Raw genomic sequence first — 25,419 nt, 5'->3', positions numbered from 1 at the left:
TTACGCGGATCGAGGTGGCTGACCCGGGTCGGTGTCGCGGATCGACGCCGTCGTGTCGGGTGCTGCCGTCGACGGTGCGGCCGGTGCGCCCGGTGTCGCCGCGTCGCTGGCGTCGTCGTTCTTCATCGCCTTCATCTCGCCCTTGAACACCCGGGCGGACTGACCGAGGCTCTTCGCCAGCGCAGGCAGCTTCGCAGCACCGAAGAGCAGCAGGATGACGGCGAGGATGATCAGCAGATGTGGCCAACCGAAAGCGCCCATGATTCTCCTTCGTCGTTTTGTAGAGTCTAACCGGCGTCGTCGTGGTCCGGGTCGCGATACAGGGCGAGTCCCGCCGCAGCCCAGTCGCGGGTGGCCGATCGCGCGATCTCCGGGTCGAGGACCTCGAGGGCCCCGCCGAACTTCGCGGCGAGGCGCTTGATGCCGCGCGGATCCGCCAGATGCAGCCGCGCGGTGACGATGCCGTCGGCCACGTCGGCGTTCGCGCCCGTGAGGAAGTCTCCGAGCAGCGGAGCCATGCGCTCGGGGACGCGGACACGCACCTCTCCCTCGTCCTCTGCCACCGAGAACGCCTCGGGCACATGGTCGCCGGCGTGCGTGATCGGGATGTCGGTCAGACGCGGGTCGCTCACGCGGTCGAGGTGGAAGGTGCGCATCGCCCGCCGCATGTGGCACCACCCCTGGAGGTACCACTGCGCGTTCGTGATCAGCACCTGCACGGGGTCGACCGTTCGCGTGGTCGGCTGCGCGTCGGGCGCCTGGTACGTGAACGAGACGGCAACGCCGTCCTGGACGGCCCGCGACACGACCTGACGCACCTCGTCGACGGCGCTCGGCGCGACGACGACCTGCGCCGGGGCGTCCGCCGCCCCGCGGGACAGCTTGGAGATGAGGCCGCTCACCAGGCCCGAGTCCGAGACCGCCGGCACCGCGGCGACCATCTGCAGGCCGGCGAGGAGGGCCGCCGCCTCCCGCGCGGTGAACCGGGGGACCCGACGGAGGGCCACGTCGTTCGTGATCTCGATGACGTCCTCCTCATCGAGGAGATCCCAGTTGATGTCGAAGAGCTCCTGCGGCTGCTGCCAGAATCCGGAGTCGCCGGGGAGGCCGATGACCGTCAGCTTCTCGACCATCTGACGCATCTCGCTGGGCGTCACGCCGAACTCCTCGGCGGCCTCGGAGAGCGACACCTGTCCGTGCTCGAGCAGGTACGGGACGAGCGTCAGGTAGAGCCGCACCCGATCCGCGGCGAGGAGCGGTCTCGTCGATCCGGTCATCTCGGGCCGCCTTCCTCGGAGTGTGTCGCGACGACCGACGTGAGACGGGCCACGACCGCGTCGCGGAGGGCCGCAGGTTCGACCACGCGCACCTCGGGGCCGTACGACGCCAGCTCGTCGGCGAGGATGTGGAGGTCGACGAACGGCACGTGGATGCCCTGCACGGCCGGAGTGGCACGGCGACCGAGACGCAGCGAGGCCTCCGTGCCAGGAGTCACCTCCAGCAGCGCGGAGTTCTGCGCGGCGACGCGCTCGAGTCCGGCGAGGGCTCGCTCGCCCGCTCCGTCGCGAAGCGTCGCCGGGAACGTGCGAGCCGTGATCGCGACATCGCCGACGATCCGGCTGAGCAGGAACATCCGATCGGCATCGAGGTCGATATCGACGCCGAAGACATGCCAGCGCGCCTCGTAGTCCACGAGAGCCAGAGGGCGGATGCTGCGGCGTCGCGGCGCGTCCTCCCCCGGCTTGAGGTAGTCGAAGGAGACGACCCTGCATCGTTCGATCGCGTCCTGGAGCGGGGCGAACGCGGCGTCGCGAGCGGTGATCCGCGGCGCGAACCCGATGATGGGCTCATCGCCGTCGATGCCCAGCGCGCGGATCTTGCGCACACCGGCCTTCGCGTCCCCCGAGGCGGACTCGGCGCTCCAGACGCTGCCGGCGAGCTGGAGGACAGCGAGTTCGGCGGCGGTGAACTCGATGTCCCCGGGCAGATCGTATTCCGCCTGCGGAATGCGATAGCGCGCTTCGCGGAGATCGTTGGGGTCGGCCGGGTCCCCGATCGTCTCCACGGGGACGCCGAGCGCGCGCAGCTCGTCCTTGTCGCGCTCGAACATCTTCTCGAGCGCGTCGGACCGTGCACCGGCATCCGCTCGCTGACGGTATCCCGAGACGTTGTCGAGGATCTGCTGCTTGGTCAGCCCGATCTCCGTGGCCATCAGCGCCACCACGAGATTCGTGAGGCGCTCCTCCGCGGGAATCCGGGCCGCCATCACTGCTCCGGAACCGGAACGATCCCCAGGATGTCGACGACGATCGCGGTCGCGGGGTTGCCCTCCGCGGCGGGGACCACCACGAGCAGCTGCGATCCGACGGTCGCGCCGACGAGCTCCTGGGCGGCCGGGCCGATGTTGGCCTCTGCACCCCACGTGGTGGAGGTCACGGTCTTGTCGTCCCACCCGACGGCGGTGATGTTCGTCACGATCGTCGAGCCCTTCTCGACCTTCGGGCCATCGCCCTCGATCAGCGTCTGCGTGACAGCGGACGTCGGCGCGTCGGCATCGGGGATGATGATTCCCGGCGTCCCGTCGGGTGCCCGCACCACGGTCGGGAGCCCGCGGGCGTCGTTGAACTGCAGAGCCCCCTCCGCCTTCGCGAGGTGCACATCGAGGACGTCGAGCACGGCGACGATGTTCTCGCCGTCCTCCAGCCCGAACGCCTCGACGTTGTTCTCCCCGAAGTCCTCGGGGGTCAGGACGGCGACCACGCGACTGCCGCCCGTCGCGCACTCGAGCACGGTCTCGAGGCCCGGCGACCGCTGCGACCAGTAGTCGATGCTCTGCACTCGGCTGAGGTCGCCGTTGAACTCGGACTCGTACAGCTTCTCGCCGCTGTCGCCGCCGAAGAACGCGATGTCGAGGACCATCGGCTGGAATGCCGAGGTGAGCGGCTCCCCGTCGCCGGTGACGACGTCGGCGAACGCGGTCTCCGATGCCTTGACCGGTCCGAACACCGTCACGTCAGGAGTCTCGCCCAGCTCGCCCTCGACGGTGACGGAGTCCTGGACCGACGACGAATCGGCCGCGCGATCGCACGCCGCGCCATCGAACGTCGGAGCCGAGCTGCATCCGGTCAGAGCGAGGACGGCGAGGCTGAGGGTTGCCAGAACGGCGGACGTTTTACGCACGCGCTCCAGTCTATTCCGTCGTCGCGTCCGATTCGCGCGACGAGGCCGCCAGGCGTGCCCCGTCCGCGGCCTTGGCGGCTTCGCGCGCGCGCTTGCGGAGGTTCTTGTCCGTGATCTCGCGGTCGCCCACGGCACCGGGAGTCCACTGCTCGACGTCCGCGTCGCCGTAGCTGCTCTTCGACGCACGGCGCTTCACCGACGGAGCGATCGTGTCGGGAGCCAGCCGTCGGGCGGTGAGCAGGAATCCGGTGTGCGCGACCATCCGGTGGTCGGGTCGCACGGCGAGCCCCTCGACGTGCCAGCCGCGCACCATGGTCTCCGACGCCTCGGGCTCGGTGAACAGGCCGGTGCCGCGGATGTATTCGGCCACGCGGGACAGCTGCGTGGCCGTCGCGACGTAGCAGAGCACGACGCCGCCCGGCGTCAGCGCCTCGGCGACGGCGTCCATGCACTCCCACGGAGCGAGCATGTCCAGCACGACCCGGTCGACGGTTCCGGCGGCGTACTGCGCGGGCAGCTCCTCCGCGAGGTCCCCCACCACGACCTCCCAGGTCGAGGGAGCCTCCCCGAAGAAGGTCGCGACGTTGGAGCGCGCGACCTCGGCGAACTCCTCGCGGCGCTCGAACGACGTCAGCCGCCCCGCCGGGCCGATCGCGCGGAGCAGCGAGAGCGACAGCGCGCCCGACCCGACACCGGCTTCGACGACGATCGCGCCGGGGAAGATGTCGGCCTGCATGACGATCTGCGCGGCGTCCTTGGGGTAGACGATGGCGGCGCCGCGGGGCATGGACATCGCGAAGTCGCGCAGCAGCGGACGCAGCGCGAGGTACTCGTGTCCCGAGCTGTTGGCGACGACGGACCCGTCGGGGAGCCCCACGAGGTCACGGTGGCGCAGGACGCCGTGGTGCGTGTGGAGCTCGCCGCCCTCTCGGAGCGTGACGGTATGCAGACGGCCCTTCGGACCCGTCAGCTGCACCCGGTCGCCCTCGCGGAACGGACCGCTCGGTCGCTGGGCGGTGGTCGTGGTCATCGGGTGACTCCCGTCATGGCGTTCTTGCGGTCGAACAGGTCGATCAGGTCGGCGGCGCTGCGCCCCTGCAGGGTCGGCCAGAGCTCGTGGGCTCCGACGTCGTCGAGGGACACGATGTGCGGAACACCGAGAGTCACCGCGCCCGAGGCGATGCCGGCTCGCAGACCGGTCGGCGAGTCCTCGATCACGACGGCGTCGGCGATGTCGATGTCGAGGAGCGCCGCCGCGTGCAGGTAGGGCTCGGGATGCGGCTTCGGGTTGACCACGTCGTCGCCGGCGACGACGATGTCGAACGCGTCGAACTCGATCAGGTCCACGACGCCGAGCGCCATGCGTCGGAGGGACATCGTCACGAGACCGGTCGGGATGCCGGCGCTCCGCAGGTCGGCGAGCAGCTCCCTGGCGCCGGGGCGGAACGGCACCCCGCGCGTGCGCAGCGACTCCTGGACTCCGTCCGTGAGGAGGGAGACGATCGCGTCCGCGTCCATGTCGACGCCGGCGTTCTGCAGGATGATCGCGCTGTCGATCAGGCCGTTGCCGACGAGCTGCAGCGCGTCCTCGTCGGTCCACGTGCCGCCGAACGACTCCACCAGCGCCGTCTCCGCCGCCATCCAGTACGGCTCGGTGTCGACGAGGGTTCCATCCATGTCCCAGAGGATCGCGCGGGGCTGTCTGCTCACCGGTCCATGTTAGCCGTGGCTCCGCCCGCCGCCCGCGCGGGCGGACTAGCCTGGAGGGATACCGATACGGAATCCACGAAGGGAGCCCATGATGGATGTTCTCGGTTCGCGCATCGTCATCGCCGCCTTCGATGGCTGGAACGACGCCGGTGAGGCCGCGAGCGGCGCGATCGCCGCCCTGCGTGCGACGTCGGAGTACGACCTCGTGCACTCGATCGACCCGGAGCTCTACTTCGACTATCAGTACACGCGTCCCTCCACGAAGATGGACGCCGAGGGCCGGCGTCAGCTCACCTGGCCGGAGGCGGGTCTCTGGCGCCCGCGCGATCCCGGCCCCGGTCCGGAGTTCTGGGTGCTCACCGGTGTCGAGCCCGCTCGCACATGGCAGGCGTTCGCCTCCGAGTTCATCGACGTCGCCCTGCGCGACGACATCACCGGTCTCGTGACACTCGGCGCCATGCTGTCCGACGTGCCGCACACGCGTCCCATCTCGATCTTCGCGTCGAGTCAGAACGATCAGGTCCGCGAGGCGCACGGTCTCGAGCGCTCGCTGTACGAAGGCCCCGTCGGCATCCTCAGCGTCTTCGAGCACTTCGCCGAGAGCGCCGGCATCCCGACCGCGAGCCTGTGGGCCAGCGTGCCCCACTACGTGGCCTCGGCCACTCCCTCGCCGAAGGTCACTCTCGCTCTGCTCGACCGCCTCGAGGAGCTCACCGGCGTCGACGTGGCCAGGGACCATCTGCGCACCGAGGCCGCGGCCTGGGAGGCCTCGATCGACGCCGCCGCGGCCGACGACGAGGACATGACCGAGTACATCCGTCAGCTGGAGCGCACGCGCGACACGTGGGACTCTCCGGATGCGTCGGGCGATGCGATCGCCCAGGCGTTCGAGCGCTACCTGAAGCGCCGGGGAGACGAGCCGGGCGACCGCAAGCGCTGAGCGGCGCGTCCGCCCGGATCAGGCGGCGATGACCCCGGTGCCCAGCAGGATCAGCAGGACGGTGCCGAGCGCGATCCGGTAGATCACGAACGGCAGGAAGCTTCGCTTCGAGATGAAGTTCATGAAGAACGCGATCACGGCGAGAGCGACGACGAAGGCGACACCGGTCGCGGCGAGCGTGTCGCCGAACGAGAAGAACGATGGCTCGTCCCAGCTCTTGAAGACCTGGTAGAAGCCGCTGCCGAAGACCGCGGGGATGGCGAGGAGGAACGCGTACCGCGCAGCCGCGGCGCGCTCGTAGCCGAGGAACAGACCCATGGTGATCGTGCCGCCCGAGCGCGAGACGCCGGGGATCAGGGCGAGCGCCTGGGCGAACCCGTACGCGACGCCGTGCGGGTAGGTCAGCTGGTCGAGCCGACGGCGCTTCGCTCCGACGTGGTCGGCGACGCCCAGGAGGATGCCGAACACGATGAGCATGATCGCGACGATCCACATGGATCGGAATACGGTCTCGATCTGGTCCTGGAAGAGCAGACCCAGCACGACGATCGGGATGCTGCCGATGATGATCATCCATCCCATGCGCGCGTCCGGGTCGGTGCGCGGCGCCTTGCCCGTGAGCGACCGGAACCACTGCGTGATGATCCGGACGATGTCGCGCCAGAAGAAGACGACGACCGCCGCCTCGGTGCCGATCTGCGTGATCGCGGTGAACGCCGCTCCCGGGTCCTCGCCGGAGGGCAGAAAGGTGCCGAGGATGCGCAGGTGCGCGCTGGACGAGATGGGCAGGAACTCGGTGAGTCCCTGGACCAGGCCGAGGATGAGCGCTTCGAAGAGATGCATGGGGAGAGCCTTCTGAGTAGGAGCCGCGCGACAGAGGAGGGCTCAGTACGTGCGCAGCAGATCGGCCAGCACCCGCTGACCGAAGACAAGCGATTCTACGGGCACGCGCTCATCGACCCCGTGGAACATGCCCGTGAAGTCCAGGTCGGCCGGCAGCCGCAGGGGCGCGAAGCCGTACCCGGTGATGCCCAGAGCAGCGAGCGCCTTGTTGTCCGTGCCCGCCCCGAGCAGGTACGGGATCACGGGGACTCCCGGGTCGTGCCGGCCGAGAGCTCCCACCATCGCCTCGACGAGATCCCCCGCGAAGGGCGTCTCCATCCCGATGTCCCGCACGACCGTCTGGATCTCGATGTCCTCGCCGACGATGCTCTGCAGCTCGGCGAGCACCTCGTCCTCGGTGCCGGGGATGACCCGCACATCGATCAGGGCCTCCGCGCGCTCCGGGATGACGTTGTGCTTGTAGCCGGCGGTCAGCGCCGTGGGGTTCGCGGTCGTGCGGAAGGACGATCGCAGGAACGCCTCGGCGGGACCCGCGGCGGAGGCGAGCGCATCCGGGTCGTCGAGCGATCGCCCGGTGAGGGCGCTCAGCCCCTCGAGCAGCGCCTCGGTCGTCGGAGTCAGCCGGATCGGCCATCGGGTGCGCCCGATGGCCGCCACCGCCTCTGCCAGACGCGTCACCGCATTCTCGTCGTGCAGGCGACTGCCGTGACCGGCGCGTCCCTTCGCGACGAGGCGGATCCAGATGAGCGCCTTCTCCCCCACCTGAAGCAGGTAGGCGCGTCTGTCGTCCACCGTGATGGAGTACCCGCCGACCTCGCTGATCGCCTCGGTCGCGCCGGCGAACCACTCGGGGCGGTCGCGCACGACGAGCGCTGATCCCTCGACGCCGCCGTTCTCCTCGTCTGCGAAGAACGCGACGATCAGGTCGCGCTCCGGCTGCTCTCCCGCCCGGAGGATGTCGGCGATGGCGGTGAGGATCATCGCGTTCATGTTCTTCATGTCGACGGCGCCGCGTCCCCACAGCATCCCGTCCTCGATCAGGCCCGCGAACGGATCCACCGTCCAGTCCTCGGCCATGGCCGGGACGACGTCGAGGTGGCCGTGGACCACGAGCGCCGGCTTGCTGCGATCGCGTCCAGGGATGCGCGCCATGACGTTCGTGCGTCGAGGGACCGGCTCGTAGTACTCGACATCGAGACCGAGGCCCTCGAGGTAGGCGCCGACGTACTCCGCGGCCTCCCGCTCCCCCGTGGCGTTGCCGCCGCCGAAGTTCGACGTGTCGATGCGGATCAGGTCGCTCGCGATGCGGGCGACCTCGGGGGACGAGGGATCGGTCATGGGATCCAGGCTATCGAAGCCGCTCGGCGCGCCCGGGCGACGCCGTCGGTTTCGGGGTGCCCGTCCGCCCGTGCTAATGTAAATCCTCGTTCGGCAACGAACATCCAACACCTGCGCGGGTGGCGGAATGGTAGACGCGCTACGTTGAGGTCGTAGTGCCCGTAAGGGCGTGGGGGTTCAAGTCCCCCCTCGCGCACGAATGGAAAATGGTCTCTGATCAGGAGTTTTATACTCCGGGTCGGGGGCCATTTTCGTTGGAAGTGCTAGAAAAAGTGCTAAGCCTCTGGATGATGTGCCCCGTGCGGGGCCTTGCAACCTCCGGGGATGACTCTCGGCTGCCCGGCGCGGCCTGAGAAGATAGGGGCATGACCGAGGCAGCAACCCGAGCGATCGAGATGGCCGATGCAGGTGAAGTGTTGACTCTGCAGCGGGCCGCTTACGCGACCGAGGCGCAGTTGTACGGCGACCCGTTTCTGCCTCCACTTGTCCAGTCGCTTGAAGAGCTTCGAGACGAACTCACGAGCAGTGACGGACTGGTCGGGGTTGCGAGCGGTCGGATTGTGGCGTCTGTGCGGTGGGTGGTCGACAGCGATGTCGTGCGTATCGGCCGGTTGATCGTCGCGCCCGACCAGCAACGTCAGGGGTGGGGCACCCGGCTGCTGAACCTTGCTGAGCGTGAGGCCGGTGCGAGGACTGCGGAACTGTTCACCGGGCATCTGAGCGAGGGGAACATCCGTCTCTACCAGCGTGAGGGGTATGTCGAGTCTCGCCGCGAGAGGATCAACGACGATCTTGAGTTCGTCTATCTGACGAAACCGCTCCGGTAGCTCTGGGGTCACGTTCCTCGGAGATGGTTGGCGAAGCGGTCTACGGCCGACCTCTGCATGGTCGGGGTGACGTGGGAGTAGATGTTCATCGTCGTGGTGATCGTTGAGTGCCCCAAGCGCTCTTGCACGACTTTGGGGTGCTCGCCGAGTTCGAGTAGCAGGGTCGCGTGGGTGTGACGGAGCCCTTTGATGGTGACGCGGTTCATGGTGTCGTACTTCTTGGTGAGCCAGTTCATGCGGCGATCCCAGCGGCTGGTCATCGCGTCGGGTGAGCGGAGCTTGCCGTCGTCGTCTCCGAAGATGTAGGCGTCGGCCTTGGCGAGGGTGAACGAGAGTTCTGCGCGGGCGACCTTGTAGGAGGCGAGCACTTTCAGGGTGTCTTCGTCCACGTCGATCACGCGGGCGTTGCCGGTCTTCGTGGTCTTGGTCTTCGTCCAGTCGTCGGTATCGACCGCGCGGCGGATGCTGACCCGCATCGTCTTGGTGTTGAGGTCGCTCCATTTCAGGGCGAGGGCTTCGCTTCTGCGCATGCCCGTGTAGGCGATGAGGCGCCACAGCGGGAACAGTTCGTCTTCTCGCTCGTCGCGGTTCCAGGTGAGGAACAGGGTGAGCTGGTCGGCGCTCCAGGTGACGATCTCGGGTTTCTGCGCCCGTACCTCGCTCGTGGTCGGCGGCTTGACGGTGCGCTTCTTCTTTGCCGGGTTCACGGTCAGGTGTCCGTCGTCTATCGCGGCGTCGAGGATCGCTCCGAGCACGACATGCACCTTGTGAACCGAGTTCGCAGAGAGGGGTTTGCCCTTGCCGTAGGTGTCTTTACGGCCGGACTTCTCCAAGTCGCGGTAGTGGCGGGCTATCCTGGTGGCGGTGAGCTTGTCGAGCCGGATCGTGCCGAGCTGGGGCTTGATGTGGTTGCGGATGATCTTCTTGTAGCCCTTGATCGTGGACGCCGCGAGCTTCAACCCTGCCGCCCACTCGTCGGCGTATACACCCACGGTCGGCACCTTGTTCCCGAACTTCTCGTTCTGCTTGCGCTGCTTCAACGCCTCCTGCAAGGCATCGTTCGCCTCGTCGGTGCTCGTGAACCCGGAACGGGTGAGACGGCGCGATCCCATCTCGGGATACTCGGGGTCTTTGAGCACGTAGATCTGGAACCGCCACCGCTTGCCCTTGTCCGTCTGGTATTCCTGGATTGAGCCGGGCTGCCGGGAACGAGATCGACGCTGCTTCTTCTCACCCCCGTCGCCCTGCTCCGGCGCGGACGGCTTCTTAATGGTCATGACAAGCTGCTCCTCGCGGTCGTCGTGCCGGGCTGGTGGGTGTCGGCGTAGTTGTCGATGTAGTCGGCGGCGTTGAACACGCGCCCCTCCGGGTCGAGTTGCACGCCGCGCTCCCGGATGATCCGTGCGCGGGCTTTCGCGGCGTCAAGCCGTTCTTGGTAGGCGGCGATGGTCTTGGGGTGCGCGCTGGGCCTCTCCGGGTCATCCTTGCTCGGGGCGGTCATGCCCGCGAGGGTGGTTTCGAGGTGGTGGATACGGTCGGTGCAGATCACCCATTCCTGCTGCCAGTAGTTGAACAGCCCCTCATCGGTGAGCACGAGTTCGCCGCGCATCCACCGGTCGATCTCCTCCGGCTCGAACTCCTCGGGCACCCCGGTGAGCGTCGTCTGCCCCTCGGGTGGTGTGAGGAGGGCGGCGGGGGTGGTGCGCAGCAGGTACGCGATGACGGTGAGGTCGTCCACGTCTACCCGGCGATCCCCGGCCTCCAGTTTGCTGATCCCCGACGGGGAGAGCTTGCGGCCCGCGGCGGCGATCCCGTCGGAAAGCGTGCGCAAGTCCATGCCGATCGCCTGCCTGGCGGCGCGGATGTTGTTCGCGACGTGCGTGTTCGTGAGTCCTGCGGGGTTGCCCCGCACCCGTTCTGTTTCCATACAAGAAATCTACACTGCGATACTTGACAGCGCAAGACCCGTGGATCTATTCTGGTGGGCACCTTCTCGCGCGTGGATTGGAACGGATGGTGTGATGATGCGGCAGAGCACTCTCGATATGGAAGACCTGCGCAAGCGGCGCAGCCTGGTCATCACCCGCAAGGAAGCCGCCGAAGCGCTCGGCGTCGATCCGCGCACGATCACCACGAGCATCAACGAGGGTACGATCCCGTCGGTGAGGCTTGGCCGTCGGGTCGTGATCCCGCGCGAGAAGTTCCTCGCCCTGTTCGCCGACGACACCCCGGGCCGCGAGTCCTGAACGCCCCCCGGGTGCGGGTGTGCCGATTCGGCACCGCCGTGCCCTGGGCACGGTCAGGGTGCCGCGGTAGACTAAGAGTTCAGGAACGGAGGAACAGCCGATGAGCCAGACCATCCTGACTGCCCCTGCCCCGCAGGCCCGGCCGGACTACACGGGAATCTCCGATGCCATGCTCTACGACATCGCCCGCCACAACGCCTCGGTACTGTCCGCAGGACTGCTGAACCTGGCCCGCAACGCCAAGGACGATGAGGACCGTGGCCACTGGGTTGCCAGGCGTCGCCTCGTAAAGCAGCAGGCGCGCGTGCTGAACCCGGAGGATCGGGCCGAGATCATCGCGCAGAACGAGGTGTGGCGACTCGAGAACCTCGCCCTCCCCGCCGCTGCATGACCGAAACGGTCGGCAGCAGTGCCTGGTTGCGCCGGGTCTTCGAGGAGGAGGCCCGGGATGACCTGTTCGCAGGTCACGCCCCGCAAGAGCAGCCGGTGCTCGTGCTCCTGGGTGGGCAGCCCGCAGCGGGCAAGACCCGCGCCCAGCACGCGATCCTCGCCGAGCACGTCGCGGATGATCTGGTCGAGATCACGGGAGACGACCTCCGCGAGTACCATCCCGACTTTCGGCGGCTCGCGACCCGGGCCCCGTTCGAGATGCCCGCGGCGACCGCTCCCGTCTCCGGCGGCCTGGTGAAGCTCGCTCTGGATCACGCCCTGGAGCGGCGGTACTCGGTGTTGTTGGAAGGCACCTTCCGCGACCCGGGCATGGTCACCGGCACCGCGACCCGGTTCGCGGAAGCCGGATACCGGGTCGAAGTCGTCGCCGTCGCGACCCCGGCTCCGGTGTCGCGGCTGTCGGCCGAGATGCGATCTCTCGGCGACGGCCCGAACGAGCCCGGCCGCTGGACACCGCCCGAAGCACACGAAACCGCCCTCGCCGGGTCGGCCGGGGTGCTCTCCGCTCTTGAAGCGCTCCCGCACATCGCGCGAGTGCGGGTGTTCTCCCGCGAAGCCCAGCTTTTCGACAACCAACGGGATGCCGCCGGGGAATGGGAACGGGAGCCGGCCGCCGCGCACACCCTCCGGCACGAGCAGCAGCGCCCGCTGCCACCCGGCACGGCCGCTCAGTGGTTGAAGGACTACTCATCCGTCTACGCGCGAGCGAAACGCAGACCGGGCTACCTCGGCGCGCAGACTGTCCCGACGTATGCTCGCCTGCAAGACGATGCGGCGCAGATGCTCCGTATCCTCTCCGGCCGGGCGATGGCACCGGAGTTCCTGCTCCACGAGCATCAGCGCCGCCAGCTCGATCTGGAACATCGCCTCCCTTCCGGCACGTTCCCGCCGAGGCCACCCCGCGACCTCGGACAACCGACTACGGGCGAGCGTCACGGTGTCGACCGGCGCGGCCCGAGCCTCGGCAGATGAGGGAACGCGCCCGCAGCCGTTCCACGTGCGAAAGCCTGCTGTTCGCAGCGCAGACCTACAGGCTGAGGCCTGGCCCCGGCCGGTGAGGGGTCGCGGGGTCGTGGGTGCGTGTCGTGTCACGCAGTTGCCGCGCTCGCGCTTCCCGTGCCTCCTTCGCAGCCTTGACAGCGGCGGCGCGGGCGTCGAGGTACTGCCCGGCCTCCGTGGGAGTCATCGCGGTGAGCTTCGCGGCTTCGGCGCGGTCGCGCCGCGCTTTCGCCGCCCAGGTGGCGGCGTCACGGGCTGGCATGTTGAGTTCAGCGCGCACGGGGTCGGTTCTGACGCGCTCGGCCCCGTAGACGAGCGCGGCGAGCCGCTGTCTCGCCCTCCGCTGCTCGGCGTCTACTGTTTGGAGGCGTTCACGTGCGGCGGTCGCGTTCTGGTCAGCTTGGGTGATGCGCGGATCGGTGTCCGTGCGGTGGGCAGCTGCGGCGTCTGCCCACTGCTCGATGTTCCCGGTGTAGAGCGTGCTCGGGTTTCCCCATTCGCGGGTGAGGCGGGCGCGGGCAGCAGTGAGTTGGTGCTGTGCGGTGGCGTGCTCTTTCCGGGCGCTCCGCCGTGCGAACAGCCCCGCTGCCCGCATGCGCTGCCCGGCCCGCTCCTGCGCGTCGGCCAGGCGCAGGACTCCCTGTGCGTCCGTCAAGGCCGCTGCTCGGAGCGGGCCGTGGATGCTCTCGCGCAGCTGCTCAGCAGCCTGGGTCGCCGCCTGCGCGGTGGTTTCGACGTCGGCGCGTTCCTGCTGGTGCTGCGCGCTGAGCCGGTCGAATCGCTCCGCGAACTCCGCGAACCGGGCGGCGCGCTGCTCGGCCTGCTCGGCACGCTCGGTCAAGCGTCCAATCGCCATGCGCACCCGCCGCGCCGGGCCGTCCGCGACGAGGCCTGCGACTGCTTCGGCGGCGCGCTGGGTGGCGTCTTCGAGGCCGCGGTCGGCGCGGTCGCGCTCCATCGCCGCCACGAATTGCGCCCGCGCGTCCGCTTCGCTTCCCGCGGCGACGTGCAGCAGGTTCGTCTCGCGCCCGCGCGTCATGCCGACGTAGACGCTCGCGGCGCTGGCCTGGTCGGTGAGGAGCGTGTGCGACCCGGTGACGGTCGTGCCCTGCACGCCGTAAGAGGTGGCCGCATAGGACAGGTGGGCGTGCTCAGACACATAGTCGGCAGGGAGGCGGACGGTGCGCTGCAGCTTCCGCCCGTTCCCCACCTCGCGCAGGCTCAGCGATCCATCGTCTGCGACGTGCTGCACGATCCACTGCTGCCGGTTCGCGACGCCAATGCTGGTGTTGTTCTTGCGGGTTTGGATAAGGTCACCCGCGCCGATGGGGAGGCCGTCGCTGCCGTCCACGGTCGCCGTGTCGTCGACCTCACCGCACGCGACTCGTTCGTCACGGATACTCGAGTTCACGGTACGGGCCTCGTCGTTCGTACTGACGGCGACCGTTTCGCCGTTGTGCCGGTAGCGGGCGATCTGCTCCCTGGCCTCGTCACTGCTCGCATGGAGGCGCACCAGCCCCAGGGCTGCGAGCTGGTCGAACACCTCGCCGGGGTTCTTCCCGTCGCGCATCCGCAACGTGAGGTCGGCGTAGGCGGGGTCGGTGAAGCGGTGCACCTCGGCCATGTCGAACGTGCGGCCCCGGAGCTGCGCGGCCATATCGAGTACCCCGCCGCGCCCGACTGCGGCGAGCTGCGCGCGATCTCCGACCAGCGCGACCGTCGCCCCGGCTTCGGCGCACACCGTGAGCAGGGCGATTGCGGTGTCTTGGTCGAGCATTCCGGCCTCGTCCACGATCACCCGCTCGCCGCAGGCGAGCCGAGCGTCTTGGGAGGGTCCGCGATAGGTGCGTCCGGTCTCGGGGTCGGTGTCGCCGGGGGTGAGGCGCGTCCATACGCCGTCATCGTTCCAGCGCCATCCGTGCGCGTGCACGAACGCCGCCACGCTCGCGGCGGGTACGCCGAGTTCTTCATGCGCGACCTGCGCGGCGCGCAACGTCGGTGCCACCACCCGCGACGGTCTGCCGCGATGCGCCGCGACTTCAATTGCGACACCCAGCATCGTGGTCTTGCCTGCGCCTGCTGCGCCCTCCACGATCACGAGCGGATCGGGAGATGCGACGGCGGCAGCAGCTTGCTGCTGCCCCGCATCGATACCGCGCGCCTGCGCCGCCTCGCGCACGTCGGGGTGCCGCGGCTCGCGCTTCGGCACTCGTGCGGCGATCAGGTCGCGCAGCTCGGCCTCGGCCTGCACGACGCGCACAGAGGTGAGATGCGCCACATGCTCGGGTGTCGCAGCGCCAGGGGCGAGCACGGAGAAACAATCTTCCAGCGCCAGCCACGTCGCAACGGTGATGAGGTCGCGCAACTCCTGACCGGTTGCGCGCACCCCGGCCTCGGTGATGATCTGCGTGGCGTGCTCCTGCACGGTGTGCCGCGTCCACGCCGAGCTGCCTGCCGCGCAACGGTCAAGTGCGCGCGATGCGATCTGCTGCACCGACAGCTCATCCAGCGCAACCGGCTCGCGGGGCGTGGCCCGTCGCAGGGTCGCGGGGTCGTAGCCGGCCTCTCGGAGTTCGGTGAGCCAGGCTTCTTCTTCGCGCAGGGTCGTGGGCTTCTTCGCAGGCCGCTCGTGCGCCCATGCCTGCGCCATCAACCGCGACGAGACGACCGGCCCCATCGTCTCGCCGGAATGCGCGGCCTCCCATTCGGCTTCGAGGCGTTCCAGGTTCCGGCGCACCTGCTCGCCGCGCTTACTCATCAGGTGGTTATACGGCTCCAGTTCGACCACTTCACCGGTGACGGGATCGAGGGTGAGGCCGTGCCGATCCAGCACCTCCGCAAGCTCAGGATGCGCCGCGATCACCGCGGTGCCGAGGGCTCGGATCGCGCCCTGCTGGCGGAAGACCGCGGCGGTATCGAGCGCCCGCCACTTCCCGGCAGCCCACACCCTCGTCCCGATCTGCATGTGGATGTGCCGGTGCGGGTCACCGGCCCGGGAGGTGCGGTGCGTGATGCCGACCACCTGCATATGCTCGACCGGCATCACCTCCTGCTTGCCGCGTGGGCCGACCCGCGTCACCGAATGCAGCGCCAACCACCGCCGAATCTCCGCCAGCGCATCCTGCTGCGCACGGTCCAACGCCTCAGATACCTCGGGGTGCAGCGCTGCGGCGATCGACAGTGATTTCGGGCCATTGATCGTCATCTCCGCGAATCTGGGCGACCCCAAGCGATCCTGCCCGGCGAGACGTGGCGTGCCCATCCGCTCACCCGTATCCGGGTGGATCCAGTCCACCCACCCGGCGTACTCCTCGTTCGACAGCGGCCGAACCTTCACCGCCGTTCCGCTCGCGTCGAGCACGGCGTACGCGATGCCTGCTCCGTCGCTGAGGTAGTAGTCATCGGCGCGGCTGCGGTCGGCCTCGACATAGCGCATCGCGTCGGCTCCGGTGCCCCGGAACAAGATCACGCCGCCATGCATGAAGCTCACCACCTGATGTTTCTACTATAGAAACTAGTGTATCTACCATGGTAGCATACGTTCATTCAGAAGGAACATTCAGAAGGAACATTCAGAAGGAACATTCAGAAGGAACATTCAGAAGGAACATTCAGATCGAAACCAGGGGTTCATTCAGAAGGAAACCGGGTGTTCGGAGTCGTGGTGTCGGAGGGTTAGGTCAGTTGCAGGGTGGTGATGCAGGTCGGGTCGTCACTGTTCATCGTGGAGATGTCTGCCGTTCCCGCCTGGCCGTCGTATTCCACGGTGAGGGTCGCCGTTGTGCCGCGGGGTACCCAGATGCCGATGAAGCCATTGTCGTAGGTCTGCCGCACCTCGTCGACGAGCACTTCACCGTCATCGCCGGTGAGCGTGACCTGAACCGCAGCATTGGCGAGCTCACCGAGGCAGGTGGTCAGGCTGTGGAAGTAGCAGTCGTGGGTTTGATCTCGGTAGGGGGCGATCGAGATGTATACCTCGTCATCGGGCATCGGCAGCTGTGTTTCGCGTTCTTGGTCATCGGTGAGGACGAGTGCATCCGGCTGCACGGACGCGATCAGATCGGCGGGGCGGTCAGCGACGGGCATCGTGTCGAGCCGTTCGATGACCTGCGCGGCATCGAGGCCGTCCAGGTCGTGTGCCGCCAGGAAGTCGTTGTCGACTGATTGAGTGCCCGCCGAGGGCGAATCAGATTCGGGTGAAGACGTCGTCGTGGAGCATGCGGTGAGAACGAGACCGGAGACGAGCATGACGGTCGCGGCGACAATCAGCTTCCGTCGTCGCGGAGTGGTGAGGTGAGACATGGCGTGATCCTTCGAAGAGTGATGGGGGTTGGCGCCGGGGCTGTCGCCCCGGCGCCAACCGGGATGACCGGTCGATCAGAGGGTGGCGAGGAGGTCTTGCATCTGCTGGATCTCGGTGGTCTGGGCGTCGATGATCGTCTGCGCGAGCTCGACGGCGTCAGGGTTGCTGCCGTCGTCGACTTGCGTCTGGGCCATCTCGACCGCTCCCTCGTGATGGCCGATCATCTGCTCCAGGAACAGCTTCGACGCCTCGGTACCGTCAGCTGATTCGAGGGCGGCGAGATCATCCTCGGTCATCATGCCGTCTCCGTGATCCATCCCGTCCGTCTGGTGCTCTTCGGGGTTCACGCCCCAGGCGTTCAGCCAGCCCTGGAGCTGTTCGATCTCGGGACCCTGGGCGGCTTTGATCGCCTCGGCCAGTTCGACCACCTCGGGGTAGACGCCGTCCTTGGCGAGGACGATGTCGCTCATCTCGATGGCCTGCTCGTGGTGGACGATCATCATCGAGGCGAACATCACGTCCGCATCGTTGACGTCCGCCGCCTGTTCGGACGAGCCGTGATCCATGCCCGGCATCGAGTCTTCCCCGCTTCCGGTCGAGCATCCAGCCAACGTGAGGGCAGCGGAGAGGGCGAGTGCTGCGGTCGCCGCAGTACGAAACTTCATGAGTGTTCTCCAGTATCTACAGTCGCTTCGGTGACGCGGCGCCCGCAAGGGTCGCCGCGTTAGTGAGTGAGTGAGTGAACCGGTAGCTCTGGTGTGCGCCGGTTCATCTCTCGATCACGTGCGACTGATACAGAGAACGTGTAACAACGGCGCCCTGCTCACCTGCCTGTCAATGCCGCGCCACACGAGCAACGGTCGGGGCACGGTACGCATCCACCCCGGAAGGAGCCGCGGCGGTAGCAGGACCAGGAGGACCAGCAGCAGCGCAAGCACGCATGCCATCGCCATACCGAGATGATCGCCAGCACCGCAGTCCGCGCATGAGGCACCGGGATCGCCGAGCGCACCATTGGGCTCGTGATCACCGACCGCGCCGTGATGGGCTGCGCCTGCATCGACGACAGAAGCCGATACGACGGCCGGCGCGTGGGCGGCAGGGGTTCCGTGCAGGTTCAGCGTGTGCATCGCTAGCAGTCCGAAGATGATGGTCGCTACCAGCAGACCTCCGAGCACCACGCACTGGAAGAAGCCCCGGAGGCCCTTCCTGCCGCGCGCTGCTGCCACTGATGCCACGCACCCCAGTTTACGGGCTCCGTGTGGATCGAGTCTGCGCCGGAGCGGTCGGGAGCGACCGAGGCTGCTGGACCCGCGGGGTACTGGACGGGTGGCTGGGCTACCAGACTCAACCCGAATGGAATACCCCAGGGGGGATATGGTTGGAGGTGCAGAAGTGGTTGAGACCGTCAGGAGGACCCGATGCGTTTGTTTGCGATCCGCGACTTCCGGCATCTGTTCAGCGCGCAGATCATCGCATTGTTCGGTACCGGGTTGGCGACCGTCGCTCTCGGCCTGCTGGCCTACGAACTCGCCGGCGCGAGCGCGGGGGCGGTGCTCGCGACGGCGCTGACGATCAAGATGGTCATGTACGTCCTGATCGCTCCGCTGGCGGCGGCCTATGCCGACCGCCTCCCGAGACGGATGTTCCTGACCCTGCTCGATGTGGTGCGCGCGATGGTGGTGCTCGCGTTGCCGTTCGTCACGGAGATCTGGCAGATCTACGTCCTCATCGGTGTCTTGCAAGCAGCCTCCGCGGCATTCACGCCGACATTCCAGGCAGTCATCCCCGATATCGTGCCCGAGGAGTCCGACTACACCCGGGCGCTGTCCGCGTCGCAGGTGGCATACACGATGGAGAGCCTGCTCAGCCCGGTTCTGGCTGCGGTGGCCCTGACGTTCATGACGTTCAACTGGCTATTCGTGGGCACCTCGGTGGGCTTCGTGCTCTCCGCCATCCTGGTGCTCTCCACTCGCATCCCTAACGCTGCCCCGAGTGGGCAGGCGGGCGCCTGGAACCGCGTCACCTCGGGCATGAAGGTCTTCTTCTCCACTCCGCGCCTGCGCGGCGTCATGGCCCTGAATCTGGTGGTCGCCGCAGCCGGATCGATCGTCGTCGTCAACACGGTCAACTACGTTCGAGATCAGCTCGGCGGCACGCAGGCCGACGTCGCCTGGATGCTCGCAGCCTCCGGCGGCGGCACACTGCTGGTCGCGCTGTTCCTGCCACGCGTGCTCGATCGGATCGCCGAGCGGGTCGTCATGATGACCGGTGCCGTCGTGCTGCTTGCCGGCGTGTTGGCTGCCGTAGCGATGACCGCCGCCCAGGCGATCTCCTGGACGATCACGGCACCCATCTGGGTCGCCATCGGAGGCGGCATGGCCTTGATCGTCACGCCCACCGGACGGGTGATTCGCGGCTCGGCTCCCAAGCCCGAACTCCCTGCAGCCTTCGCAGCACAGTTCTCACTGTCCCACCTGGCTTGGCTCGTAACCTACCCGATTGCCGGATGGGTCGGCACAGCGTCCGGATTCACTCTCGCATGGTCGATCCTTGCGGCTCTCGCCATCACCGGCGCCATCGCGGCGCAGATGCTCTGGCCCCGCGAGAAGGGAACGAAGGCCATCGTCGCCGGCACTGACGCAGAAACGGCGACGGGCGACCCGGCGCTCCGTGAGGAGACCGAAGCCGCCGAAGGCACCCTCGCGGCATCCCAGTGCTCCTGCGTGCGCACCGCGTGAGCACGGAGCTGGCGGAAGGGGCATTGGTTCCGGGGATCGCGGCATGATGCTCGATGTGGTGCGGCAATCCGGCCTGTGGATCAGGTGCGGGTCGGCGCGGAAAGCACCTTCACGCTCGACGCGGCGATCGCGGAAAGTGAGGGGTAGCCGTTGATCTCGCACTGCGGGCACGGCGGGAACGACAACAGGCGCGGGGCGCGGGTCCCGCCGGTCTAGGCCGCGGCCGCCTCCGCATACTCCCGAACTCCGAGGCACTGGAGACCCTCGCCTACCGCTTCGCGATACTCGGATTCATCTTCTGTACGTTCACCCTTATCGCCGGGGTGATCTGGGCGAACGAGCCGTGGGGACGCTACTGGGGCTTCGGTTGGCGCCGCACGAAGTCCGCCGGGCTGTCGCTGATCGAGTTCGCCGCGGTGCTGTTCACCTTCGCGATCGTCAACCTCTTCTTCAAAGGCCTGCACGCCTACTCCGGCATCAGCTAAACACCGGGCGACACACCCACATCGAGCCGACAACGGAGCTGCGCGGTGCTGGCCACGACCAGTTACTGGACCGATGCAAGCGGCAATCCGCGCGCCGCTGCTCGAATCGGCGAATTGTCAGTATGTCAGCGTTTACTGTATAGTTCAGTGCATGCTGACTATTGCTTCACGCCTCGACGTCATGAACCGGCTCGGCCGGGCCATGGCAGATCCGACGCGCTCCAAGATTCTAATGACTCTGCTCGACGCCCCGAGTTATCCGGGTGTGCTCTCCCGCGAACTGGAGTTGACGCGCTCGAACGTGTCCAACCATCTTACGTGCCTGCGTGACTGCGGGATCGTGGTCGCGGAGCCTGAGGGGCGACAGACGCGGTATGCGATCGCGGATCCGCACCTTGCCGCGGCGCTCGTCGCGCTGGTGGATGTGACGCTGGCTGTCGATGAGCATGCGCCGTGTGTGGACTCGTCGTGCACGGTGCCGGGCTGCTGCGGTGCGGGGGCGGACGCGTGAGCGCGGCGTGCGGCTGTGAGCACGAGCCTGCCACTGCGGCGGAGGATGAGACCGAAGAGGTGGAGCGGCCCTGGTGGAGGGACCGTGGGATCATGGTGCCGGTCTTCTCCGGTGTCGCGTTCCTGGCTGGTCTGATCCTTGAATGGTCCGGGCTCGAGATCCCGGCGCTCGTACTGTTCTGGATCGGCCTGCTGCTGGGCGCGTCGACGTTCACTCCTGGCGCGATTCGGAAGCTGTTCAAGGGCAAGCTCGGGATCGGGCTGCTGATGACGATCAGCGCGATCGGCGCGGTCATCCTCGGCTATGTGGAGGAGGCCGCTGCTCTGGCGTTCTTGTACTCGATTGCTGAGGCGCTTGAGGACAAGGCGATGGACCGTGCCCGTGGCGGCCTGCGGGCGCTGCTGAAGCTCGTGCCGGAGACGGCGACCGTGCTGCAGAGCGGCGTCTCTGCGCAGGTGCCGGCGAGGGAGTTGACGGTCGGCCAGGTCATGGTGGTCCGCCCGGGCGAACGGATCGCAACCGACGGGATCGTCCGCTCTGGCCGCTCAAGCCTGGACACCTCGGCGATCACCGGGGAGTCGATCCCCGTCGAGGTCGAGCCCGGGGACGCGGTGTCGGCCGGCGCGATTAACAGCTCCGGCGTGCTGGAGGTCGAGGCGACTGCGGCCGGTACCGATAACTCGCTTACGACGATCGTGGAGTTGGTCGAGAAAGCGCAGACGGAGAAGGGCGAGCGTGCGCGTCTCGCGGACCGGATCGCCCGCCCGCTCGTACCCGGTGTGCTGATTCTCGCAGCGCTCGTCGCGATCATTGGGTCACTGCTGGGCGACCCGGAGGTATGGATCACTCGTGCGCTCGTCGTGCTGGTAGCGGCCTCTCCGTGCGCGCTGGCGATCTCGGTGCCGTTGACGGTCGTTGCCGCGATCGGCGCGGCGAGCAAGTTCGGCGTGATCATCAAGTCCGGCGCGGTGTTCGAGCGCTTCGGCACGGTCCGGCACGTCGCGGTCGACAAGACCGGCACCCTGACCCGTAACGAGCCCGCGGTCACCGCGGTCCTCACTGCGAACGGCATTGCCGAGGAGCAGGCGCTGGCTTGGGCGGCGGCTCTGGAGCAGCACAGCACGCATCCCCTTGCGGCGGCGATCACCGCTGCAGCCCCGGGTGTTCCCGTGGCCGCGGATGTGACCGAGCAGGCCGGGCACGGCATCGACGGCACCGTCGATGGCGCTCGTATCACGGTCGGCAGCCCCCGCTGGCTCGACGCCGGCGAGCTCGGCGACCGGGTTGCAGGGCTTGAGGAGCAGGGCATGACTGTCGTGATCGTGCACCGCGACGAGGCACCGGTCGCGGCGATCGGCGTCCGCGACGAGCTGCGTCCGGAAGTCCCCGAGGTGGTCCGCACGCTTGCGGATCAGGGCGTCGGCATGACGATGCTCACCGGGGACAACGCCCGCACCGCTCGTGCGCTGGCTGCGCAGGCCGGGATCGCTGATGTGCGCGCGGAGCTGCGCCCTGAGGACAAGGCGACCGCGATCGGCGAGTTGTCGAAGGCGGGATCGGTCGCGATGATCGGTGACGGCATCAACGACGCCCCGGCCCTGGCGTCCGCGGACATCGGCATCGCGATGGGAGCGACCGGCTCCGATGCGGCGATCGAGTCTGCGGACGTGGCCTTCACGGGTCATGATCTGCGGCTCATCCCGCGGGCGTTCGATCACGCGCGGCGGGGCCGGCGGATCATCAACCAGAACATCATCCTGTCCCTGCTGATCATCACCGCACTGCTCCCGCTCGCGCTCTTCGGGGTCCTGGGGCTCGCGGCTGTCGTCCTGGTCCACGAGGTCGCGGAGGTCATCGTGATCCTCAACGGCCTGCGCGCCGCACGCACCCGCACACCACGAATGGAAAGCTGATGCTCGCAACCATCGGGTCGGCGATCGGCCTGTTCGCGGCGACCAACATCGACGACATCGTCGTGCTCACCGTGCTGTTCCTCGCCTCCAGCCGGGGAAAGCCGCGACCGTGGCAGATCGTCGCAGGCCAGTACCTCGGGTTCATCACACTCGTCGTGATCAGCGTGATCGCCGCGCTCGGTCTCACGATCGTCCCGGACGAATGGGTCGGCTTCCTGGGTCTGATCCCGCTCGGCATCGGCATCTGGACGCTCATTCGCGGCCTGCGCCGTAACGGCGACGACGATGATGACGACTCCAAGATCACCGCGGTCGGACTATGGGGGGTCGCCGGGATCACGATCGCCAACGGGGCCGACAACATCTCCCTCTACACGCCGATCTTCCGCACCAGCTCGCCCGGCGACGTCGCGGTCATGATCGTCGTGTTCCTGATCCTCGTCGCCGTCTGGTGCGCTGCCGGGCGACTGATCGGCACCCACAAGGCCGTCACCGAAACGCTCGAACGTGTCGAGCACTGGCTCGTCCCCGTCGTGTTCATCGGCCTGGGCCTGTTCATCCTCATTGAATCCGGCGTTATCGTCCGTCTCTTCGAGGCCCTCGCATGACCCCGGACACGAATACCGACGTTGAGTCGGCATCGGCGTCGGGAGAGCGTCCGCAGAGAGGACGCTGGCGGCTCACTGCCTGGGCGCTTCTGATCGCAGTGGTCGTCGTCGTGATCGATCAGGGAACGAAAGTGTGGGCCGAGGCCACCCTGTCGGAGCACGAGCGCATCCCGCTGATCGGCGACCTGCTGGGCCTTCAGCTCGCGTACAACCCCGGCGCGGCGTTCTCCTTCGGGGAGAGCTTCACCTGGGTGTTCACTCTCATCGCCGTCGCGGCCACGGCCACCGCGATCGTGTTCGCGTTCCGGGTCCGACGCCCCGGGTGGGCGATCGTGATCGGTGCGCTCGGCGGGTCAGCCGCCTCGCATGCCGGAGACCGGCTCTTCCGCCAACCAGGATTCGCCCAGGGCCACGTCGTGGACTTCCTCGCCTACGGCAACTGGTTCATCGGGAACATCGCCGACATCGTCATCGTCACCGCCGCGATCGCCGGAGCGCTCCTGACGCTTCGCAGCAACGAGAACTGAGAGGACCATCATGGAGATCACACTGCAATACTTCGACGGCTGCCCGAACTGGGAGGTACTCGACCACAGGATCGCCGAAGCACTCCACGGGCGCACCGATGCAAGCATCATCCGTCAACGAGTCGGGACCACGGAGGAAGCAGTTCGTCTCGGGTTTCACGGTTCCCCGACGATCCTCATCGACGGCATCGACCCGTTCGCCGAACCAAGCGCGCCCGTCGGACTCGCCTGCCGCGTCTTCCGGACACCGAACGGGCTTGCCGGGTCACCGACCCTCGAACAGCTGCATGCGGTGTTCTCTGAAGCGCGTAGCTGAGCATCGCGAGTTCCCGGGCCCGCGCAGCTCGGCGTGCGCCCGAAAAAGTGCTAGCGAAAGTGCTAAGCAACCTGTAGCTCGGGGTAGCTCGGTGGAGTTATCCACAGTTCACGTGCTGTAGATCGTTGACTTTATGCGGCAGAACGTCATACCGAGATTCGCGGCGCGAGGGGGTCGAGATCAGTTCAAGTCCCCCTCCGCGCACAGGATGAGCCCCGGAAGATCGTCAGATCCTCCGGGGCTTTCTCGTTCCCCGGGCTCTAGACGGCGCCGACGCCGAACACGAGTCCGAGGACGTACGTGATGGCCGCCGCACCGAATCCGATCGCGAGCTGGCGGAGCGCGCGGCGCAGGGGCGGACCGCCCGAGAGGATGCCGACCATCGCGCCGGTGCTGAGGAGGGCGACGCCGACCAGGACGAGTGCGACGATCACGGCCGTCGCGCCCTGCAGGCCGAAGATCCACGGCAGCACCGGGATGATGGCGCCGGAGGCGAACAGCAGGAAGCTGGAGACGGCCGCCATCCAGTCGCTTCCGACGATGTCGTGATCGTCGGCGGCGTGCACGCGGACCGGACCGGTGGCGGTCCGCTCCACACCGGCGCGCGCCGCCGCGACGATGCGCCGCGCCCTCTCCAGCGCCTCCTCCTGGCCCAGTCCCCGCGCTCGGTAGACGAGGGCCAGCTCGTTCTCGTCGATGTCGAGGTCGGCCGCTGACGCGTCCGCGTCGTCGTTCGCCTCGGTCGCCGCGAGCAGCTCGCGCTGAGAGCGCACGGAGACGAACTCCCCCGCACCCATCGACAGCGCGCCGGCGAGGAGACCGGCGATCCCGCTGAAGAGCACGAAACCCGAGCTCACTCCTGTGGCCCCGATGCCGAGAACGAGGGCGAGGTTGCTGACAAGGCCGTCGTTGGCCCCGAAGACGGCAGCGCGGAAGGAACCCGAGAGCCGGCGACGTCCACGAGCCGCGAGTCCGCGGACCACTTCGTAGTGGACCTTCTCATCGGCGCGCATCGCCGGCGTCGCATACTGCTCCGAGTCGTACGGCGAGCGGGCCTCTGCGGACTGCGCCAGCGCGAGCACGAAGATCGAACCGAAGCGGCCGGCCATCCACCCGAGCAGACGCGATCGCACCCCCGCGCGCGGCAGACGCGTCGGCTCCGCACCGAGCAGGTCGAGCCAGTGCTGCTCGTGGCGGCGCTCGGCGTCGGCCAGGCTGAGCAGGATCTCCCGCTCCTCCCCCGATCGACGTCGGGCGAGGTTCTGATAGACGGTGGCCTCGGCTCGCTCCTCGACGAGATAGCGCGCCCAGCGGCGACGGTCGGCGGCGGTGGGTTCAGCGGCAGCGGGGGCTGTCATTCGTTCTCCTGGGGACGGGCGACCGGGCATCCACCTCGGTCGGGCAACCGTTCAACGCTAGCCTCGGCGGGTCGTCGAAGGCCTGCGGAGAGCAGGATTGCCAGCTTTTCGGGGCTCCGAACGC

Annotated in this window: 26 protein-coding genes, 1 tRNA gene and 1 pseudogene; 13 read left to right on the top strand and 15 right to left on the bottom strand. The window is 67.8% G+C overall.

All coding sequences use genetic code 11. The features are described 5' to 3' along the window. The 6 genes from tatA to A4X16_RS06380 are packed head-to-tail and all read right to left on the bottom strand — an operon-like array spanning position 1 to position 4,857. Positions 1-261 (bottom strand): Sec-independent protein translocase subunit TatA, encoded by a 261-nt coding sequence (gene tatA / locus A4X16_RS06405; protein WP_067118088.1) that lies wholly within the window; start codon positions 259-261, stop codon positions 1-3. Between the two features lie 26 nt (positions 262-287). Continuing rightward, the gene (locus A4X16_RS06400; protein ID WP_067118085.1) at positions 288-1,277 is read right to left on the bottom strand and encodes a helix-turn-helix transcriptional regulator; all 990 of its coding nucleotides are present in this window, start codon (positions 1,275-1,277) and stop codon (positions 288-290) included. Then, on the bottom strand, positions 1,274-2,266 hold the full coding sequence (locus tag A4X16_RS06395) for a helix-turn-helix transcriptional regulator (protein ID WP_067118082.1): 993 nt from the start codon (positions 2,264-2,266) through the stop codon (positions 1,274-1,276). Before A4X16_RS06395 ends, A4X16_RS06400 begins: the two co-directional genes overlap by 4 nt. Next, the gene (locus tag A4X16_RS06390) at positions 2,266-3,180 is read right to left on the bottom strand and encodes a hypothetical protein (RefSeq protein WP_067118079.1); all 915 of its coding nucleotides are present in this window, start codon (positions 3,178-3,180) and stop codon (positions 2,266-2,268) included. The genes A4X16_RS06395 and A4X16_RS06390 overlap by 1 nt, the downstream gene beginning before the upstream one ends. Before the next feature lie 10 nt (positions 3,181-3,190). Beyond that, positions 3,191-4,210, bottom strand: a complete 1,020-nt coding sequence (locus A4X16_RS06385) for a tRNA (adenine-N1)-methyltransferase (protein WP_067118076.1) — start codon at positions 4,208-4,210, stop codon at positions 3,191-3,193. After that, the gene (locus A4X16_RS06380) at positions 4,207-4,857 is read right to left on the bottom strand and encodes an HAD family hydrolase (RefSeq protein WP_067118453.1); all 651 of its coding nucleotides are present in this window, start codon (positions 4,855-4,857) and stop codon (positions 4,207-4,209) included. Before A4X16_RS06380 ends, A4X16_RS06385 begins: the two co-directional genes overlap by 4 nt. 124 nt (positions 4,858-4,981) lie before the next feature. Here A4X16_RS06380 and A4X16_RS06375 point away from each other — a divergent pair, with 124 nt between their 5' ends. Beyond that, on the top strand, positions 4,982-5,830 hold the full coding sequence (locus A4X16_RS06375) for a PAC2 family protein (protein ID WP_067118073.1): 849 nt from the start codon (positions 4,982-4,984) through the stop codon (positions 5,828-5,830). An 18-nt stretch (positions 5,831-5,848) separates the two neighbouring features. Here the strand turns inward: A4X16_RS06375 and A4X16_RS06370 are convergent, their stop codons facing one another. Next, the gene (locus tag A4X16_RS06370; protein ID WP_067118070.1) at positions 5,849-6,673 is read right to left on the bottom strand and encodes an undecaprenyl-diphosphate phosphatase; all 825 of its coding nucleotides are present in this window, start codon (positions 6,671-6,673) and stop codon (positions 5,849-5,851) included. 42 nt (positions 6,674-6,715) lie between these two features. Then, a complete protein-coding gene (locus tag A4X16_RS06365) occupies positions 6,716-8,011 on the bottom strand; it encodes a M20/M25/M40 family metallo-hydrolase (protein ID WP_067118067.1) in 1,296 nt (431 codons plus the stop codon). Between the two features lie 113 nt (positions 8,012-8,124). Here A4X16_RS06365 and A4X16_RS06360 point away from each other — a divergent pair. Then, a tRNA-Leu gene (locus A4X16_RS06360) sits at positions 8,125-8,207 on the top strand. 169 nt (positions 8,208-8,376) lie between these two features. Continuing rightward, positions 8,377-8,838, top strand: coding sequence for a GNAT family N-acetyltransferase (locus tag A4X16_RS06355; RefSeq protein ID WP_046747995.1), 462 nt, complete (start codon positions 8,377-8,379; stop codon positions 8,836-8,838). Positions 8,839-8,846: 8 nt separating this feature from the next. On the opposite strand, the gene A4X16_RS06350 is transcribed toward A4X16_RS06355, so the two are convergent. Continuing rightward, a complete protein-coding gene (locus A4X16_RS06350) occupies positions 8,847-10,115 on the bottom strand; it encodes a tyrosine-type recombinase/integrase (protein ID WP_067118064.1) in 1,269 nt (422 codons plus the stop codon). Then, positions 10,112-10,675: a hypothetical protein gene (locus A4X16_RS06345; RefSeq protein ID WP_157560001.1), complete on the bottom strand. Its 564-nt coding sequence runs from the start codon at positions 10,673-10,675 to the stop codon at positions 10,112-10,114. The genes A4X16_RS06350 and A4X16_RS06345 overlap by 4 nt, the downstream gene beginning before the upstream one ends. Here A4X16_RS06345 and A4X16_RS18050 point away from each other — a divergent pair. The 3 genes from A4X16_RS18050 to A4X16_RS06330 all read left to right on the top strand — a co-directional run bounded on the left by A4X16_RS18050 (position 10,674) and on the right by A4X16_RS06330 (position 12,506). Continuing rightward, a complete protein-coding gene (locus tag A4X16_RS18050) occupies positions 10,674-11,084 on the top strand; it encodes a helix-turn-helix domain-containing protein (protein WP_197491786.1) in 411 nt (136 codons plus the stop codon). The two genes, A4X16_RS06345 and A4X16_RS18050, sit on opposite strands and share 2 nt — an antisense overlap. A 100-nt stretch (positions 11,085-11,184) precedes the next feature. Continuing rightward, positions 11,185-11,475 (top strand): hypothetical protein, encoded by a 291-nt coding sequence (locus A4X16_RS06335; protein ID WP_046747997.1) that lies wholly within the window; start codon positions 11,185-11,187, stop codon positions 11,473-11,475. Then, positions 11,472-12,506 carry a zeta toxin family protein gene (locus A4X16_RS06330; protein ID WP_046747998.1) on the top strand — a complete coding sequence of 345 codons (1,035 nt, stop codon included), beginning with the start codon at positions 11,472-11,474 and terminating at the stop codon, positions 12,504-12,506. The genes A4X16_RS06335 and A4X16_RS06330 overlap by 4 nt, the downstream gene beginning before the upstream one ends. Positions 12,507-12,561: 55 nt before the next feature. On the opposite strand, the gene mobF is transcribed toward A4X16_RS06330, so the two are convergent. From mobF to A4X16_RS06310, 4 genes are all read right to left on the bottom strand, one after another. Then, complete coding sequence (mobF, locus tag A4X16_RS06325) at positions 12,562-16,014, bottom strand: MobF family relaxase (protein WP_067118450.1); 3,453 nt, start codon at positions 16,012-16,014, stop codon at positions 12,562-12,564. 194 nt (positions 16,015-16,208) lie between these two features. Beyond that, entirely contained in the window at positions 16,209-16,835 is a 627-nt protein-coding gene (locus A4X16_RS06320) for a CueP family metal-binding protein (protein WP_067118058.1), read from the bottom strand. Positions 16,836-16,910: 75 nt separating this feature from the next. Beyond that, positions 16,911-17,501 (bottom strand): DUF305 domain-containing protein, encoded by a 591-nt coding sequence (locus A4X16_RS06315; RefSeq protein WP_067118055.1) that lies wholly within the window; start codon positions 17,499-17,501, stop codon positions 16,911-16,913. Positions 17,502-17,615: 114 nt separating this feature from the next. Next, the gene (locus A4X16_RS06310; RefSeq protein ID WP_230977764.1) at positions 17,616-18,074 is read right to left on the bottom strand and encodes a DUF6153 family protein; all 459 of its coding nucleotides are present in this window, start codon (positions 18,072-18,074) and stop codon (positions 17,616-17,618) included. Positions 18,075-18,257: 183 nt separating this feature from the next. Here A4X16_RS06310 and A4X16_RS06305 point away from each other — a divergent pair, with 183 nt between their 5' ends. The 7 genes and pseudogenes from A4X16_RS06305 to A4X16_RS06280 all read left to right on the top strand — a co-directional run bounded on the left by A4X16_RS06305 (position 18,258) and on the right by A4X16_RS06280 (position 23,937). Next, positions 18,258-19,577: an MFS transporter gene (locus tag A4X16_RS06305; protein ID WP_067118052.1), complete on the top strand. Its 1,320-nt coding sequence runs from the start codon at positions 18,258-18,260 to the stop codon at positions 19,575-19,577. Between the two features lie 140 nt (positions 19,578-19,717). After that, a pseudogene (gene ccsA / locus A4X16_RS17445) lies at positions 19,718-20,062 on the top strand (cytochrome c biogenesis protein CcsA); the annotation flags it as partial. Positions 20,063-20,213: 151 nt separating this feature from the next. Then, complete coding sequence (cmtR, locus tag A4X16_RS06300; protein ID WP_067118444.1) at positions 20,214-20,573, top strand: Cd(II)/Pb(II)-sensing metalloregulatory transcriptional regulator CmtR; 360 nt, start codon at positions 20,214-20,216, stop codon at positions 20,571-20,573. Beyond that, positions 20,570-22,486, top strand: coding sequence for a heavy metal translocating P-type ATPase (locus tag A4X16_RS06295; RefSeq protein WP_067118447.1), 1,917 nt, complete (start codon positions 20,570-20,572; stop codon positions 22,484-22,486). Before cmtR ends, A4X16_RS06295 begins: the two co-directional genes overlap by 4 nt. Continuing rightward, positions 22,486-23,094, top strand: a complete 609-nt coding sequence (locus tag A4X16_RS06290) for a cadmium resistance transporter (protein ID WP_036297875.1) — start codon at positions 22,486-22,488, stop codon at positions 23,092-23,094. Before A4X16_RS06295 ends, A4X16_RS06290 begins: the two co-directional genes overlap by 1 nt. Further along, complete coding sequence (locus A4X16_RS06285) at positions 23,091-23,621, top strand: signal peptidase II (protein ID WP_067118048.1); 531 nt, start codon at positions 23,091-23,093, stop codon at positions 23,619-23,621. The genes A4X16_RS06290 and A4X16_RS06285 overlap by 4 nt, the downstream gene beginning before the upstream one ends. A gap of 10 nt (positions 23,622-23,631) precedes the next feature. Then, positions 23,632-23,937 carry an alkylmercury lyase gene (locus A4X16_RS06280; RefSeq protein WP_046748005.1) on the top strand — a complete coding sequence of 102 codons (306 nt, stop codon included), beginning with the start codon at positions 23,632-23,634 and terminating at the stop codon, positions 23,935-23,937. Positions 23,938-24,197: 260 nt separating this feature from the next. Here A4X16_RS06280 and A4X16_RS06275 read toward each other — a convergent pair whose 3' ends face one another. Next, complete coding sequence (locus tag A4X16_RS06275; RefSeq protein WP_067118045.1) at positions 24,198-25,295, bottom strand: VIT1/CCC1 transporter family protein; 1,098 nt, start codon at positions 25,293-25,295, stop codon at positions 24,198-24,200. Positions 25,296-25,419: the final 124 nt, after the last annotated feature.

It is taken from the genome of Microbacterium sp. H83, from assembly GCF_001650405.1.
GTDB lineage: Bacteria > Actinomycetota > Actinomycetes > Actinomycetales > Microbacteriaceae > Microbacterium.
The sequence above is the reverse complement of the archived record's forward strand: the minus strand, read 5'-3'. Positions and strand labels throughout refer to the sequence as shown.